The organism is Olsenella sp. An285, from assembly GCF_002159625.1.
GTDB classification, from domain to species: domain Bacteria; phylum Actinomycetota; class Coriobacteriia; order Coriobacteriales; family Atopobiaceae; genus Thermophilibacter; species Thermophilibacter avicola.
The window spans coordinates 180,197-195,551 of sequence record NZ_NFIZ01000004.1 but is presented as its reverse complement, the minus strand read 5'-3'; the positions used below and the strand labels follow the sequence as shown (position 1 = coordinate 195,551).

The window sequence follows — 15,355 nt, the reverse complement described above, 5'->3', positions numbered from 1 at the left end:
GGGGGGGCGCGGCAGCGGTGCACGAGCTCGTGCCCTACGAGCTCGTCGAGCGCGAGAGCGTGCGCGCCGTCTGACGCAGCGCCCGCAGGGACCGAGGGGCCACCGGGCGCCGCGACCGACCGCGCGCAGAACAGCAATCAGCTCGACAAGAGCTGGCAAGGCATGAGCCGTCAAGAGAAAGGAACGCGCGCATGAGAAGCTCCGGCGTCCTGATGCCCGTGACCTCCCTCCCCTCCCCCTGGGGCGTGGGGACCATGGGCAAAGAGGCCCGATTGTTCGTTGACTTCCTCGTGAGGGCGGGGGTCTCGGTCTGGCAGGTCCTCCCCATCGTGCCCACGAGCTACGGGGACTCCCCCTACCAGTCCTTCTCCACCTACGCCGGAAACCCGTACCTGATAGACCTCGACGACCTCGCCGCCGAGGGTCTGCTCGACCCCGCGGACTACGAGGGTATCGACTGGGGCGACGACCCGGAGCGCGTGGACTACGGCAGGCTCTACCGGCAGCGCTTTGACGTGCTGCGCAAGGCGGTGCGCCGCTTTGGCATCACCAACGCCGCCGACCTCGACCGCTTCTGCGACGTGGAGGGCTCCTGGCTCAACGACTACGCCCTCTTCATGGCGATCAAGGAGCGCCACGGCGGCGCCCCGTGGACGGAGTGGGAGGACGACCTTCGCCTCAGGCGCACCCGCGCCATCGCCGAGGCCAGGCTCGAGCTGGACGAGGAGGTCCGCTTCTGGCAGGGCGTCCAGTGCCTCTTCTTCCGGCAGTGGGGGCGCCTGCGCTCCTACGCCACCGAGTGCGGCGTGCGCATCATGGGAGACCTCCCCTTCTACGTTGCCGAGGACAGCGCAGACGTCTGGAGCCGTCCCGAGCAGTTCCAGCTGGACGACGACCTCAGGCCCCGCGAGATCGCCGGCGTGCCGCCCGACGGGTTCTCCGACATCGGCCAGCTGTGGGGCAACCCGCTCTTCACCTGGGACCGCATGAGGGACGAGGGGTACGCCTGGTGGTGCGAGCGCATCTCCTTCCAGCTCAAGCTCTACGACATCCTGCGCATCGACCACTTCCGCGGCTTCGACTCGTACTTCGCCATCCCCGCGGGCGCCAAGACGGCGGCGGGCGGCCGGTGGCGCAAGGGCCCCGGCATCGAGCTCTTCCGCGCCCTGGAGGAGCGCGAGGGCCGCTGCGACATCGTGGCCGAGGACCTGGGATACCTCACTCCCTCTGTCTACCAGCTGCTGGAGGACTCGGGCTTTCCCGGCATGCGGGTCCTCGAGTTCGCATTCGACACGCGCGACGGCACCGGCAGCGCGTACCTGCCCTACCGCTACCCCACCAACTGCGTGGCCTACGTCGGCACGCACGACAACGACACCGCGCTCGGATGGCTCGAGACCGCGCCCGCGGAGGACGCCGCCCTCGCGCGCGAGTACCTCCACCTGGACCCCGCCGAGGGCGAGGGCTGGGGCATGATGCGCGCCATCTGGGCAAGCGCGGCGGACCTCGCCGTGGTGCAGATGCAGGACCTCCTGGGCCTTGGCAGCGAGGCGCGCATCAACACGCCCTCGACCCTGGGGAAGAACTGGCTCTGGCGCGCCCTGCCCGGCTTTGACTCCGACGAGCTCGCCGCGCGCGTGCACCGCCAGATGGAGCTCTACCACCGCCTGCCCTTGACAGAGGGACAGTCCCTTTGTCAAGTCGCCGCCGAGAAGGACAAGGAGGACTGAGAGATGGACTTCAAGAGAAGGCTGGGCAACGCCCTCGCCGACATGGGGACCTCGCTCGAGGCCGCCAGCAAGCAGCAACTCTTCTGCGCGCTCCTGCGGGCGACGCGTGACCTCGAGCTCGAGATGAAGCCCGCCGCGGGCGACCGCAAGCTCTACTACTTCTCCGCCGAGTTCCTGGTGGGGAGGCTGCTGCGCGCCAACCTCATCAACCTGGGCCTCGTTGACGAGGTCGAGGCGCTTCTCGCCGAGCGCGGAACCTCGCTCGCCGAGGTGGAGGACTGCGAGCCCGAGCCCTCGCTCGGCAACGGGGGCCTGGGCAGGCTCGCCGCCTGCTTCCTCGACTCCATCGCCTCGCTCGGGCTGCCCGGCGACGGCGTGGGCCTCAACTACCACTACGGCCTCTTCCGCCAGGACCTCTCCGAGGGCGTCCAGCGCGAGGAGCCCAACCCGTGGATCGCCCCGGACTCCTGGCTCGTCGACGCGCAGAGGTCCTTCTCTGTGCCCTTTGGGTTTGGCGACCTCGAGGCGAGGATGTACGACATCGAGGTCCCCGGGTACGACAACGGCACCGTGAACCGCCTGCACCTGTTTGACGTCGCGGACCCCGCGCCCGCGCCCGAGCACGGGATCGCCTTTGACAAGGGCGACGTCCGCAGCTGCCTCACGAGCTTCCTCTACCCGGACGACTCCGACGAGGCGGGACGGCTCCTGCGCGTCTACCAGCAGTACTTCATGGTCTCGGCCGGCGCGCAGCTCATCCTGGCGGAGCTCGAGGAGCGCGGCATTGCCCCGGAGGAGCTCGACCGGCACGTGGCGGTGCACATCAACGACACGCACCCCTCCATGGTCATCCCCGAGCTCGTGCGCCTTCTCGTGGAGCGCGGCGTGGCCTTCGAGGACGCGGCGGGCATCGTGGAGCGCACCTGCGCCTACACCAACCACACCATCCTGGCGGAGGCCCTCGAGACCTGGCCCATGTGGTACATCGAGCGCGTGGCGCCCGGCATCGCGCCCGTGATTCGCCAGCTCGACGCGCTCGCACGCACGCGCTGCGCCAACGATGCCGTTGCCATCGTCGACGCCGCGGACGTCGTGCACATGGCAAACATGGACGTGCACTTCTCCCATGCCGTGAACGGCGTGGCCGCGCTCCACACTCAGATTCTCGTGACCTCGGAGCTGCGCCCCTTTGCCGAGCTCTACCCGGAGAAGTTCTCCAACAAGACCAACGGCATCACCTTCCGCCGCTGGGTCATGGGCTGCAACCAGCCCCTGGCAGACCACATCACCGCGGCCATCGGCGACGGTTGGAAGCGCGACGCGAGCCGCCTCGAAGAGCTCCTGGCCCTGCGCGACGACGGCTCCTTCGTGCGCGGCCTCCTCGACATCAAGCAGCGCAACAAGTTCTCGCTCGCCACATGGCTCAAGGCCGAGAAGAACGTCGAGGTAGACCCGCACTCGGTCTTCGACGTCCAGGTCAAGCGCATGCACCAGTACAAGCGACAGCAGATGAACGCCCTGTACGCCATCTGGAAGTATCTTCAGATCAAGCGTGGAAACGTTCCCAACCGACCGCTCACCATGGTCTTCGGCGCCAAGGCGGCCCCCGCGTATGCGCTGGCCAAGGACACGATTGCCCTGCTCCTGGCCCTAGGTCGACTCTTTGGGGACGACCCCGAGGTCGCGCCTTGGCTGAAGCTGGTCTTCGTCGAGAACTACAACGTCACGGCGGCCGAGCACCTCATCCCGGCTGCGGACGTCTCCGAGCAGATCTCGCTTGCCTCCAAGGAGGCGAGCGGCACGTCCAACATGAAGTTCATGGCAAACGGGGCCGTGACGCTCGGCACGCTCGACGGTGCCAACGTGGAGATCGCCGAGCTCGTGGGACGCGAGAACATCTACCTCTTCGGCCGGTCCTCCGAGGACGTCATCGGCCTCTACGAGAGCGGCGACTACCGGCCCTGGGGCGTCTGGCAGGCGGACGGCGAGCTCTCCGAGGTCCTGGACCTCATCGTGTCGCCCGAGCTTCTCGCCCGCGGCGACGCGGGATGCCTCACCCGCGTCTACCGGGACTTTATTGCCAAGGACTGGTTCATGGCGCTGCTCGATGCCCGCGACTACGTGACCGTCAAGGAGCGCTGCCTGGCGGACTACGAGGATCGTGGTGCCTGGGCTCAGAAGATGCTCGTGAACGTCGCAAGGTCCGGGTTCTTCTCGTCCGACCGAACCATCCGCGAGTACGACCGCGACATCTGGCACCTTGCCTAAAACGGGACGTGCCTGAAACGTGCAAATAGTTGCACAAAAGAGGCACGTCCCACTTTGTGCAGACCTGAAAGGAGAACGACATGACCCGCAACAACCTGAGCGCGGACTGGTGGAAGCAGGCGGTGGTGTACCAGGTGTACCCGCGCAGCTTCTACGACGTGAACGGAGACGGCCTCGGCGACATTCGGGGCGTCACCGCGCGCATGGGCTACCTCAAGTCGCTGGGAATAGACGCCATCTGGCTCTCCCCCTTCTACCCCTCGCCGCTCGCGGACGGCGGCTACGACGTCGCGGACTACCGCAACGTGGACCCGCGCCTGGGCACGCTCGAGGACTTTGACGCCATGACGGCCGCCGCTCACGAGGCGGGGATGAAGGTGGTGGTGGACATCGTCCCCAACCACACCTCCACCGAGCACGAGTGGTTCAAGGCCGCCCTCGCCGCGGGCCCCGGCTCCCCCGAGCGCGACCGCTACATCTTCCGTCCCGGCAGGGGCGAGCACGGCGAGCTGCCCCCCAACGGCTGGAAGTCCACCTTTGGCGGCCCCGCCTGGGAGCGCGTGGAGGACGGCGAGTGGTACCTGCACCTCTTTGCCGTTGAGCAGGCGGACCTCAACTGGAAGAACCCTGACGTCCACGAGGACTTCAAGCGCACGCTGCGCTTCTGGAGCGACCGCGGGGCGGACGGCTTCCGCATCGACGTGGCGCACGCGCTGGCCAAGGACCTGGAGAGCCGCCCGCTCGCCGACTGGCCGGACGACCCCGACCAGGGCGAGCCCGGTGACGAGAACCCCCTCTGGGACCGCCCCGAGGTCCACGAGATCTACCGCGAGTGGCGCCAGGTCTTCAACGAGTACGAGCCGGCGCGCTTTGCCGTGGCGGAGGCCTGGGTCGTGCCCGAGCACCAGTGGATGTACGCCTCTCCTGAGGAGCTGGGGCAGGTCTTCAACTTCCAGCTCTCCAACGCCGGCTGGTTCGCCGACGAGCTCCGCACCGCCATCCAGAAGGGGCTCGATGCCGCCGAGCAGTCCGGCTCCACCACCACGTGGGTCCTCTCCAACCACGACATGCCGCGCCACCCGACGCGCTACGGCCTGCCGCAGGTGCGCTCCTCGGTGCACCACCAGCTCGTGACCGACTGGCTGCTCCGCGACGGCACTACCTACTTCGAGGACCGCGAGCTGGGAACGCGCCGCGCCCGCGCCGCGCTTCTCATGGAGCTGGGCCTTCCCGGGTCGGTCTACCTCTACCAGGGCGAGGAGCTCGGCCTCTTTGAGGTCGCGGACATACCCTGGGGCGAGCTGGAGGACCCCGAGGCGTTCATGTCCAGCCACGGGGACGCCATCAAGGGCCGCGACGGGTGCCGCGTGCCGCTCCCCTGGGCGGCAACCGACCCCTCTGGCGACTTTGGGTTCTCCGCTCCGGACGACCACGAGCGCGCCCACCTGCCCCAGCCCGCGTGGTTCGCAGAGCACGCCGTGGACGTAGAGGAGGCCGACGCCGGCTCGATGCTCTGGTTCTACCGCCGCGCGCTCGCCCTTCGCGCGGAGACGCTCACGGTGACGGGCGACATCTCGCTCGAGTGGTGTCACGGCTTCGGCGACCAGGTCATCGCCTACAGCAGGCCCGTCGCAGGAGGCCGCACGCTCACGAGCGTGACCAACTTCGGGGACGCACCCGTCGAGCTTCCCGAGGGCGAGGTCCTTCTCGCCAGCGCCGAGCTCCTGGGCGACCGCCTGCCCCGGGACGCCACCGCCTGGGTCGTGCGCTAACCGCTTCCGATACCGCCCCCCCTGCCGGGCCCCCGGACGACGCCCCTGCTCGTCCGGGGGCCCGTCCTTCTCGCCTTGGCCGCCATCGCACTCGAAGGCGCTTCCCGCGCAGAAAACCCCCGCGATTGGGTAATCGGCTCCGTCCGCGCTTCCAAGAAGGCCGCCCGTACGAGAAACCCCTTCGATTGGGCAACACTTTTGATGCAAAGTCGGTCCCAGGAGGTCCCCCGGGACGCATACAGGCTCTTCTCGCCAAGATTGTCCTGCATTTGGGCGACACCTTTGATGATCGGAGACTCGTCGCATCAAGGATGTTGCCCAATCGCAGGGAGTTCTGGCAGCGGGCGAGGGCATGAGGGCGGCGGGCGCGATACGGCGGGCGCAGGGCGAGAAGAACGAGGGGTCGCCAGCGACGGCCCCCTGTCCTTCTCGCCAGCCGCCATGCGCAGACCGGGATCTCCGGAAAGTCCGAGTTACGCATGGACCCCGGCGCGCGGCAAAGGGGCGACGGCACGCCATGCAGACGCCGTCGCCCCAGGGGAACGCAAAATGCGAGAAGAGCTAGTCCACCCGCTCGAAGCGGTACATGAAGTTCTCGTACGGCGAGTTGGGCACCGTGAGCGGAAGGCCCATGTCCATGAGGGCGTCTGCGGAGAACTCGGTGCCGTTGCTCACCATGCGGTACGTGGCGCCGGGCGTGAGGCCGCGCGGCACGACGTAGTTGGCCTTGGCGTAGCCGTCCACGCGCGTGACCACGGCGCACACGAGCGCCTCGGAGCCGTCCTCGGAGACGAACTCCCATGCCGCCACGTCGGAGTACTTGGGGTCGGTGAGGCGGTAGAAGAGGCCCTCGCGAACCAGGTGCTCGATGCCGCGGTAGGTCTTGACCTGCGTGCGGATGTGCTCGCAGGCGCGCTCGTTCAGCTCCATGAGGTCGAGCTCGTAGCCGAAGGCGCCACCGGCCATGGCAACGGTGCCGCGGGCGCCCAGAGGCACCGTGCGACCGGTGATCTCATTGGGGCAGGCGGAGACGTGCGCGCCCACCGCGGAGCACGGGTAGCCGAAGGAGGTGCCGTACTGGATCTCCAGGCGGTTGCGGGCGTCCGTGTTGTCCGAAGTCCAGATCTGCGGCGTGTAGTAGAGCATGCCGGCGTCAAAGCGGCCGCCGCCCGCGGAGCAGCCCTCGATGAGGAGCTCGGGGTAGCGCGTGCGAACGCGCTCGAGCAGGTCGTAGAGGCCGATCATGTAGTCGTAGAGGACCTTGCCCTGGTCCGTGGCCACGCGGGAGTGCACGTCCACGATGGAGCGGTTGTAGTCCCACTTGACGTAGTCGATGCCGCCCTGGTCAAGAACGGCGCAGAGCTGCTCGAAGAGGTTGTCGCGCACCTCGGCGCGCGAGAGGTCCAGCACCAGCTGGTCGCGGCCCAGCACCGGCGCCTTGCCGGGGATGGCGAGCGCCCAGTCCGGGTGCGCGCGGAAGAGGTCGGAGTCCTCGTTCACCATCTCGGGCTCGACCCAGATGCCAAAGCCAAGGCCCACCTCGTTCACGCGGCGCGCGAGGTCCGCCACGGTGCCGCCGAGCTTCTCCATGTTGGGGTGCCAGTCGCCTAGGCCGCGGTGGTCGTCGTTGCGCGCGCCGAACCAGCCGTCGTCCATGACGAGCATGTCGAGCCCGAGGTCGGCCGCCTTCTTGGCAAGCTCCACGAGCTTGTCGCCCGTGAAGTCGAAGTAGCAGGCCTCCCAGGAGTTGATGAGCACGGGGCGCGGGCTGTCGCGCCAGGGGCCGCGACACACGCGCTCGCGGATGCAGCGGTGCAGGTTGTGGGAGATCCGCTCGAGGCCGGAGCCGGAGTAGGTCATGATGACCTCGGGCGCGACGATCTTCTCGCCGGGCTCGAGCGGGTAGGAGAAGAGGTCGGAGGCAAGGCCCATCTGCATGCGGGTCTGCTCGTACTGGTCGCGCTCGACCTCGGCGAGGAAGCTGCCGCTGTAGACGAAGCTCATGGACCAGGCGCGGCCGGAGGTCTCCGTGGCGTCGCCGTCGCAGAGCACCATCACGGGGTTGTACTGGTTGGAGGACATGCCGCGGCGGCTGCCCACGCTGAAGGAGCCGTTGCCCACCGCGTGGCGAGAAGGACGGCGCTCCATGGCGTGGCGCCCGTCGAAGGTGATGACGTCAAAGTCCCCGGTCACGAAGTCGAGGCAGGCGGTCTGCGCCTTCTCCACGGTGATGCGCCCCTCGCCCGCGTTGCGGATAACGGCGGCGCGGGTGATGACGTCGCAGGCGGGCAGCACGCCGTAGAGGAGCTCCACCTCGAGGCCCAGGCGGTCATCTGCCAGGGTGATCGAGAGGGTCTGAGCGCCGTCGCCCTTCTCGTCGTAGACGGCGGGCAGGCCCGGCAGCGAGTACTTGCCCTCACGGATCTCATAGGAGCGGAAGCGGAGGTCGCAGCCGAAGGTGCCGTCGGCTCCGCGCACCATGAGCAGCGGGCTCCTCATGTCTCCCTCGCCCTGGAAGGGGTACTCCTGCGGGAGCACGTCGAGCGAGAAGGTGCGGTCCGCCACGTCGTGCGGGCAGCCGCACATGCCGCTCCTGTCAGCATAGGTGACGAGATAGGACATGTCCCCAGACGTTCGAGCGCCGTAGTAGAGGTGAAGAAGGTATCCGTGTTCGTCGACCCTCATCTGATAGGTCGTGCGCTCCGTCGAGAGCGTGAAGATGCGCTTGGGGGCATCGTACGAAAGGGGCATCGAGCTCCTCGCTTTCTCTCGTTATGTGAAAGACCGGGCAGAGTGTAGCGCATGTGGCGCCGTCTGGGGGACGCCCGGAACCCACCACAAAATGGATGGATTCCGGGCGCCAGGGGGAACGTTCGAACGCCTGTCGAGAAGGGCCTGGGGCTACTTCACGGCACCGTTGGTGACGCCGCCGATGATCTGCTTCTGCGCGACGATGTAGAAGATGATCATGGGGAGCATGGCCAGGAGGTAGGAGGCGAAGGCCAGGTTGTAGTTCGTGGCGAAGGCGGTCTGGAAGTTCATCTGCGCGAGGGGCAGGGTGTTGACGCCGGAGCCGCCCATGATGACGAGCGGGGTCATGACGTCGTTCCACACGGCCAGGCCGGTGATGACGGCGACGGTGGCGTGCATGGGCTTCATGAGCGGGAAGATGACTTTCCAGTAGGTGGTCCAGGTGGACGCACCGTCAACGCGGGCGGCCTCCTCGAGTGCGGTGGGGATGTTCCTCAGGTAGCCGGTGTAGAGCATCATGTTCATGGGCATGTAGAACACCACGTAGAGGATCATGACGCCCACCATGTTGTCCAGGTGCAGGATGGCGGTCTGCTTGACGAGCGGCATCATCAGAATGGCGAAGGGCACGTACATGCCGGCCACGATGAAGTAGTAGGACGCCTTGAAGAGCTTCTTCTTGTCCATGTTGCGCCCGATGGCGTACGCCGCGAGGCTGTGGACGAGGATGGAGATGACGACCGCGGCCACGGTGATGATGAGCGAGTTCATGAACGAGTGGGCGAAGTCGGTGACCTGGATGGCCTCGATGAAGTTGTCGAGCGACCACGTGGAGGGCAGCGACAGGATGCCCGCGATGTCGTTGGTCATCTCGGACGGGTCCTTGAAGGCGATGACCACGGCCATATAGAGCGGGAAGATGATGGTGATGAGGCCGACGATGAGCAGGATGGTGATGGGCCAGTTGACCCGCTCCTTGACCTTGGCAGGAACAGTGTTGTTAGCCATTAGAGCTGCTCCTCCTTACTGTTCAGGAACTTGGTCTGGGCGATGGAGATCACGGCGATGACGATGAAGAAGACCACGGCGTTGGCGCACTGGAAGCCAAACTGGCTGTTGTTGAGGCCGTTCTGGTAGATGAGGTACGAGATGGACTCGGTGGACTGCGCCGGGCCGCCGGAGGTCATGGCCACGATCTGGTCGAAGGTCATGAGCATGTCCTTCATCACGAGCACCATGTTGGTGGTGATGGACGGCATGATGAGCGGGAACGTGAGGTAGCGGAACTTGTCCCAGCCGGTGGCGCCGTCAAGCGAGCCCGCCTCGTAGACGTCCTCGGGCACCGAGGAGAGGCCGGTGATGTAGATGATCGTGGTCTGCGCACAGGCCTGCCACACGAGGACCACGACGATGGCCACCCACGCCCATTCGGTGCTCGCCAGCATGGAGGTCGTGCCGGTGAGGGCCGGGACGATGTAGGTGAAGAAGTAGCTGAACACGTAGCCGACGACGAGGCCGCCGAGGATGCGGGGCACGAAGTAGATGCCGCGCAGGGCGCTCTTGAACTTGATCTTGCTCGAGAGGCCGATGGCCAGCATGAGCGAGATCACGTTGACGAGGATGGTGGCCACGACGGAGATCTTGAACGTGAACAGGTACGAGTTGCCCACGCGCGCATCTTGGAACAGGTCAATGTAGTTCTGGATGCCCACGATCTCGAAGGCGCCGTAGCCCTTGGAGTCGGTGAAGCTGTAGAAGAAGCCGGTGAGCAGCGGGACCGTGTTGAACGCGCAGAACAGGATCAGCACGGGAATCAGGATTGCGAGGAAGGTGCGGTTCCTGTCAGATCCCGCCTTTGATGCAGCGGTGCTTGCCATGTGTTTCCCTCCTTATCCCTGATTCTCCATGTACTCCGCGTACTTGCGGATGACCGTCTTGTTGTAGCGCTGCCAGAGGTTGTCCCAGTTGGCGAGGAACGCGTCCACGTCCCCGTCCATGAGGAAGGCCTGGAGCTGCGCGTCGCACGCCATGCCGGAGGGGTAGGAGTGGTCGGGGTAGTCGATGACCTTGCCCTCGTCCAGGAAGTCCTGGATGTCGTCGAAGAGCGGGTCGAGCGTGAAGTCGCCCTCGATGCAGGGGATGGCCTTCTGGTCGTCGCAGTACGTCTGGAGGTTCTCCGGCTCGTTGAGGAAGTCGATGACCTCGTAGATCTCTTCGCGATGGTCCTCGTTGGCCGTGGTCATGTTCCAGCAGAGGTCGACGCCGGAGACGATGATGCGGTCGTCCGGGTTGTCGCACGCCGGCATGGCAAAGAGGCCGATGTTCATCTCGGGGTTGGCTCCCAGGATCTGCGGCACGGCGAAGGATCCGCAGGGGAACATCGCGGACTGGCCGCGGGCGAAGGCGGTGCAGGCGTCCTCGTAGCTGTAGGCCATGGGGCCGTCCTCGGCGTACTCGAGGAGCTTGAGGAGCTTCTCGGCGGGCTCGCGATAGTAGTCGGCGAACTTGGCCTCGCCCGCGTTGACCTTGCGGATGTGGTCGGACGGGACGAGCTCCACGAGCATGGAGTTCCAGGGCGAGAGAATCGTCCAGGTGTCGAGGAAGCCGAGGTAGAGCGGAAGGACCTCGCCCTCTGCCTTGATCTGGTCGCACAGGGCGATGAACTCGTCCCAGGTCTCCGGGATGTCCCAGCCCTTCTCGGCGAACATGTCCTTGTTGTAGAGCATGCCCGCGGCGTTGGCGATGTAGGGCACGCCGTAGATGCCGTCCATGGGGACGTAGGTGACGCTCTTCATGATCTCCTGGTAGGCCGGCTGCACCTTGGCCATGCCGGGGTACTCGGAGACGTCCGCAAGGATGTTGGAGTCAACGAAGTCGGCGTAGGAGGCGTCGCCGCCGATGGCCACGACGTCGGGGTAGTCCTCGCGGACGAAGCGCGTCTTCATGATGGTGACGGCGTCGTTGGGGCTCGTGAAGTTAAGGTAGATGTGGTCGTTGGTCTCGTTGAACTCGGCCATGAGCGTCTCGAAGATGCTCACCGCCTCGCGCTTGTACGAGACGAACTCGACCTCGGTCCTGCCGTCGGAGCGCTCTCCCTCGCAGCCCGTGAGCGCAAGCCCCGCGGCCACGGCGCCCGAGAGCCCGAGGAACGACCGACGCGTCAATGATCTTCTCTGCATGGGTTAGGCCCTCCTTCCCTAGTGGGCGATGGCCAGCTCGGACTGCTTGTCGAACAGGTGGATCTTGGCGAGGTCCACGGCGCACTTGATCTTGGAACCGGTGCGCACGGCGCTCGAGGCGGAGAGGTGCGCGGAGATCTGGCCTCCGTCGACGTCGGCGTAGATCATGGCCTCGGAGCCCAGGAGCTCGTAGACCGTGACGTTGGCCGGGAAGGTCTCGGAGAGGGAGCGGCCCTCGGCGTACTCGTGCTCCTCGACGACGTCCTCCGGGCGGATGCCCATGACGACGACCTTGCCCACGTAGCCGCCCTTCTTGAGCACGTCAGCCTTGGGGCCGGTGAGGGTGATGGTGTTGGAGCCAAAGGTGAGGGCCACGCCCGCGCCCTTCTCGCTCACCTGGACGTCGATGAAGTTCATCTGCGGGGAGCCGATGAAGCCGGCCACGAAGAGGTTGCAGGGCTCGTTGTAGAGCTTGGTGGGAGTGTCCACCTGCTGCATGACGCCGTCCTTCATGACGACGATGCGGGTGCCGAGCGTCATGGCCTCGGTCTGGTCGTGCGTGACGTAGATGATCGTGGCGCCAAGGCGGTCGTGGAGCTTGGAGATCTCCGCGCGCATCTGGACGCGGAGCTTAGCGTCGAGGTTGGAGAGAGGCTCGTCCATGAGGTAGACCTTGGGGGCGCGGACGATGGCGCGGCCCATGGCCACGCGCTGGCGCTGGCCGCCGGAGAGGGCGGACGGCTTGCGGTCGAGGAGCTTCTCGAGGTCGAGGATGCGCGCAGCCTCACGGACGGCCTTGTCGATGGTGTCGGCGTCGACCTTGCGGAGCTTGAGCGGGAAGGCCATGTTCTCGTAGACCGTCATGTGCGGGTAGAGGGCGTAGGTCTGGAAGACCATCGCGATGTCGCGGTCCTTGGGCTCGACGTCGTTGACCACGCGACCGTCGATCTTGAGGGTGCCGGAGGTGATGTCCTCGAGGCCGGCGATCATGCGCAGCGTCGTGGACTTGCCACAGCCGGACGGGCCGACGAAGATGATGAACTCCTTGTCTGCGATCTCGAGGTTGAAGTCCTTCACCCCCTCATAGCCGTTCGGGTACTTCTTCCCTACGTGTTCCAGTGAGAGACTCGCCATTTGCGAACCCTTTCTCCCTGCCCGTCCGACGCTCGTGCCGGCCCGAGCCCCACCTTACGTTGCGATTATTCTAGACAGACATTTTTGTGATGTTTCTCATGTTTTTGGGTATATGTCTAGTTTTTATGCGTCTTTTCCCAGTTGTTTGAGCTGTTTTTGCGAGAAGAACGGATTGTTCGAAACGGTGAACGGGAGATTTGGCCGGCTAAACGGTTTCTTCATAATCTAGCGCCCCAGTTCAGAAGGGGTGTCAAAAACAGTTGTCTAGACCAGTGATTTCTGTAACCGTTCTCATGTTTATACCATTTTTGGATGAATATATCGTTTTTTGTATGTCCGAATTAGTGCTATACTGCACCAAATGAGACAACTCCCAGCTTATGGGACCCATCCCACAAGGAGGCTTGCCGTGCCCGCCCACGACCTTGAGTTCTCAACGTTTCCCAGTGGCCACTTCGTCGACCTCATGCCCTACCAGTACGGCCGCGAGGCATGCGAGCCCGGGCACGCCTTCGGCCCCGCCCGCAGGACGCACTACCTCTTCCACTACGTCATCTCCGGGCACGGCACGCTCATGTCCACGGACGAGAGCGGACTCCGGACGGACTTCGACCTCACGGGGGGCGAGGGCTTTCTCATCTTCCCCGAGCAGGTGACCACCTACGTGGCGGACATGAAGGACCCGTGGGAGTACGTGTGGATAGAGTTCGACGGCATTCACGTGAAGGAGAGCCTGGAGCTCGCGGGCCTCTCCCCCTCCCGGCCCATCTATCGCTCCCGCTCCACCGAGCTGCGCGACGCCATGGAGGCCGAGATGCGCTACCTCGTGACGCACCGTGACGCGAGCCCCCTTCACCTCATCGGCCACACGTACCTCTTCCTCGACTACCTCCTGCGCTCCATAGAGCACCTGCCCGCTCAGGCGGCAAACCGTCTGCAGGACTTCTACATCCGCGAGGCCATCAACTTCATAAAGGAGAACTACGCCCGTGACATCTCGATAGAGGACATCGCCCGCAGGACCGGTCTCAACCGCAGCTACTTTGGGAAGGTGTTCAAGGCCGCCGTGGGGAAGTCCCCCCAGCAGTACCTCATCGGCTTTCGCATGACCAAGGCGGCCGAGCTCCTCAAGCTCACCGCCATGCCGGTGGCTGAGGTGGGCCAGGCAGTTGGCTATCCCAACCAGCTGCACTTCTCGCGCGCCTTCAAGGGCATCTACGGGGTCTCCCCCCGCGAGTGGCGCAAGCAGAGCGCCCGGGTGTAGGGGGCGCCATGGACCTGAGGCAGCTTCGCTACTTCATGGCCGTTGCGGAGGAGGGGCAGATCACGGCGGCAGCCCGGCGTCTGCGCATCTCGCAGCCGCCGCTCTCCCACGAGCTCGCCCGCCTGGAGAACGAGCTGGGGACCCAGCTCGTGAGGCGCGGGCCCCGGGGCGTCACCCTCACCGAGGCGGGGCGGCTCCTCTACGAGCGGGGCACGAGGATTCTCGAAATGACCTCGGCGGCTGAGCACGAGGTGTCGAGCGTGGGTCGAGGTCTCACGGGCACGCTGCGACTCGCGTGCTGCCCCTCGACGGCAGGGCTCGCGCCGGGGCCGCGCCTCCAGGAGCTCGCGGCGCGCTTTCCGGACGTGAGGCTCGACGTGCGCGAGGGGGACGTTCCGGAGGTCATCGAGCTCGTCACGGGAGGCATCGCCGAGATCGGCGTGGTGCGCACGCCCTTCCCCAGCCAGGGCCTGCGCTGCCGCTACGCCCCGGCCGAGCCCCTCGTTGCCGTCATGCCGCCCGCGCTCGAGCGCGGGGGCGAGCTCGAGGTCTCGCTCGCAGAGCTCAGGGGCTCCCCAATCGTCTGCGACAGGCGCACCGCAGAGTCGCTGCTTGCCGCCCCGGGCGCTCGGGAGGGGTCGCTCGCCGTCTCATGCCTGGCGCAGGACTGCCGCACCGTCTGCTCGTGCGCCGCTGGCGGCCTGGGCGTGGGGCTGGTCCCGCGCTCCCTGCTCACCGTCTGCGACACGGGAGATTGCTTCATCAAGACCGTCACCGAGAAGAACCTCGAGACCCGTGCGGCCGTCATCTGGAAGGCAGATCGCACGCTCTCCCCGCTCGCCGAGCGCGCCGTCGCCCTTCTCGGCGAGCTCTGCTAGCCCGCTCGCTTGCACACTTGGGGACGTGCCTGAAACGTGCAAATCTTTGCACGTTTCAGGCACGTCCCCAAGTGTGCAAGCGAGCCCCCGGCGGGAAAGGGTGCCGGGGGCTGGGAGGAAAGGATGACGTCGAGGAGTCGCTACTCGACGCCCTCGTTCTTCTCGACAGCGGACTGGGAGACCTGGGGCTCTGCGGGTGCGACCTCGGAGTCGCCCTCCTCCATGCCCTCGCGCACGTTCTTGACCGTCTTGCCAATGGCCGAACCCAGCTTGGGCAGGTTCTTGGGACCAAAGATCACCAGAACCACGAGAAGGATGATGCCAAGCTCCATCGGACCCATGCCAAGAACCATGCCAACCGCCTCCTGAGAGCGACGCC

11 protein-coding genes are annotated in these 15,355 nt (G+C 65.9%); 5 read left to right on the top strand and 6 right to left on the bottom strand.

What is annotated here, in order from left to right:
- Positions 1-191 precede the first annotated feature (191 nt).
- From malQ to B5F79_RS04395, 3 genes are all read left to right on the top strand, one after another.
- A complete protein-coding gene (gene malQ, locus B5F79_RS04405) occupies positions 192-1,730 on the top strand; it encodes a 4-alpha-glucanotransferase (protein WP_087217900.1) in 1,539 nt (512 codons plus the stop codon).
- A gap of 3 nt (positions 1,731-1,733) precedes the next feature.
- Positions 1,734-3,998 carry a glycogen/starch/alpha-glucan family phosphorylase gene (gene glgP, locus B5F79_RS04400; protein ID WP_087217897.1) on the top strand — a complete coding sequence of 755 codons (2,265 nt, stop codon included), beginning with the start codon at positions 1,734-1,736 and terminating at the stop codon, positions 3,996-3,998.
- Between the two features lie 80 nt (positions 3,999-4,078).
- Positions 4,079-5,770 carry a glycoside hydrolase family 13 protein gene (locus B5F79_RS04395; RefSeq protein WP_087217895.1) on the top strand — a complete coding sequence of 564 codons (1,692 nt, stop codon included), beginning with the start codon at positions 4,079-4,081 and terminating at the stop codon, positions 5,768-5,770.
- Between the two features lie 561 nt (positions 5,771-6,331).
- On the opposite strand, the gene B5F79_RS04390 is transcribed toward B5F79_RS04395, so the two are convergent.
- The 5 genes from B5F79_RS04390 to B5F79_RS04370 all read right to left on the bottom strand — a co-directional run bounded on the left by B5F79_RS04390 (position 6,332) and on the right by B5F79_RS04370 (position 12,834).
- Positions 6,332-8,521: an alpha-galactosidase gene (locus B5F79_RS04390; RefSeq protein WP_087217893.1), complete on the bottom strand. Its 2,190-nt coding sequence runs from the start codon at positions 8,519-8,521 to the stop codon at positions 6,332-6,334.
- A gap of 150 nt (positions 8,522-8,671) precedes the next feature.
- The gene (locus B5F79_RS04385) at positions 8,672-9,529 is read right to left on the bottom strand and encodes a carbohydrate ABC transporter permease (RefSeq protein WP_087217891.1); all 858 of its coding nucleotides are present in this window, start codon (positions 9,527-9,529) and stop codon (positions 8,672-8,674) included.
- Positions 9,529-10,398, bottom strand: coding sequence for a carbohydrate ABC transporter permease (locus tag B5F79_RS04380; RefSeq protein WP_087217888.1), 870 nt, complete (start codon positions 10,396-10,398; stop codon positions 9,529-9,531). The genes B5F79_RS04385 and B5F79_RS04380 overlap by 1 nt, the downstream gene beginning before the upstream one ends.
- Before the next feature lie 12 nt (positions 10,399-10,410).
- Positions 10,411-11,700, bottom strand: a complete 1,290-nt coding sequence (locus tag B5F79_RS04375; RefSeq protein ID WP_087217886.1) for an ABC transporter substrate-binding protein — start codon at positions 11,698-11,700, stop codon at positions 10,411-10,413.
- Between the two features lie 18 nt (positions 11,701-11,718).
- Positions 11,719-12,834, bottom strand: a complete 1,116-nt coding sequence (locus tag B5F79_RS04370; protein ID WP_087217882.1) for an ABC transporter ATP-binding protein — start codon at positions 12,832-12,834, stop codon at positions 11,719-11,721.
- Positions 12,835-13,243: 409 nt separating this feature from the next.
- On the opposite strand from B5F79_RS04370, the gene B5F79_RS04365 reads away from it, so the two are divergent.
- Together B5F79_RS04365 and B5F79_RS04360 are read left to right on the top strand one after the other, a co-directional pair.
- Positions 13,244-14,098 carry an AraC family transcriptional regulator gene (locus B5F79_RS04365; protein WP_206391025.1) on the top strand — a complete coding sequence of 285 codons (855 nt, stop codon included), beginning with the start codon at positions 13,244-13,246 and terminating at the stop codon, positions 14,096-14,098.
- 8 nt (positions 14,099-14,106) lie between these two features.
- Positions 14,107-14,976, top strand: a complete 870-nt coding sequence (locus B5F79_RS04360; RefSeq protein WP_087217879.1) for a LysR family transcriptional regulator — start codon at positions 14,107-14,109, stop codon at positions 14,974-14,976.
- 140 nt (positions 14,977-15,116) lie between these two features.
- Here the strand turns inward: B5F79_RS04360 and B5F79_RS04355 are convergent, their stop codons facing one another.
- On the bottom strand, positions 15,117-15,329 hold the full coding sequence (locus B5F79_RS04355; RefSeq protein ID WP_087217877.1) for a Sec-independent protein translocase subunit TatA/TatB: 213 nt from the start codon (positions 15,327-15,329) through the stop codon (positions 15,117-15,119).
- Positions 15,330-15,355: the final 26 nt, after the last annotated feature.

Coding starts and splice junctions, on each gene's coding strand:
- malQ (WP_087217900.1), top strand. CDS start 192: ATGAGAAGCTCCGGCGTCCTGATGCCCGTGACCTCCCTCCCCTCCCCC.
- glgP (WP_087217897.1), top strand. CDS start 1,734: ATGGACTTCAAGAGAAGGCTGGGCAACGCCCTCGCCGACATGGGGACC.
- B5F79_RS04395 (WP_087217895.1), top strand. CDS start 4,079: ATGACCCGCAACAACCTGAGCGCGGACTGGTGGAAGCAGGCGGTGGTG.
- B5F79_RS04390 (WP_087217893.1), bottom strand. CDS start 8,521: ATGCCCCTTTCGTACGATGCCCCCAAGCGCATCTTCACGCTCTCGACG.
- B5F79_RS04385 (WP_087217891.1), bottom strand. CDS start 9,529: ATGGCTAACAACACTGTTCCTGCCAAGGTCAAGGAGCGGGTCAACTGG.
- B5F79_RS04380 (WP_087217888.1), bottom strand. CDS start 10,398: ATGGCAAGCACCGCTGCATCAAAGGCGGGATCTGACAGGAACCGCACC.
- B5F79_RS04375 (WP_087217886.1), bottom strand. CDS start 11,700: ATGCAGAGAAGATCATTGACGCGTCGGTCGTTCCTCGGGCTCTCGGGC.
- B5F79_RS04370 (WP_087217882.1), bottom strand. CDS start 12,834: ATGGCGAGTCTCTCACTGGAACACGTAGGGAAGAAGTACCCGAACGGC.
- B5F79_RS04360 (WP_087217879.1), top strand. CDS start 14,107: ATGGACCTGAGGCAGCTTCGCTACTTCATGGCCGTTGCGGAGGAGGGG.
- B5F79_RS04355 (WP_087217877.1), bottom strand. CDS start 15,329: ATGGTTCTTGGCATGGGTCCGATGGAGCTTGGCATCATCCTTCTCGTG.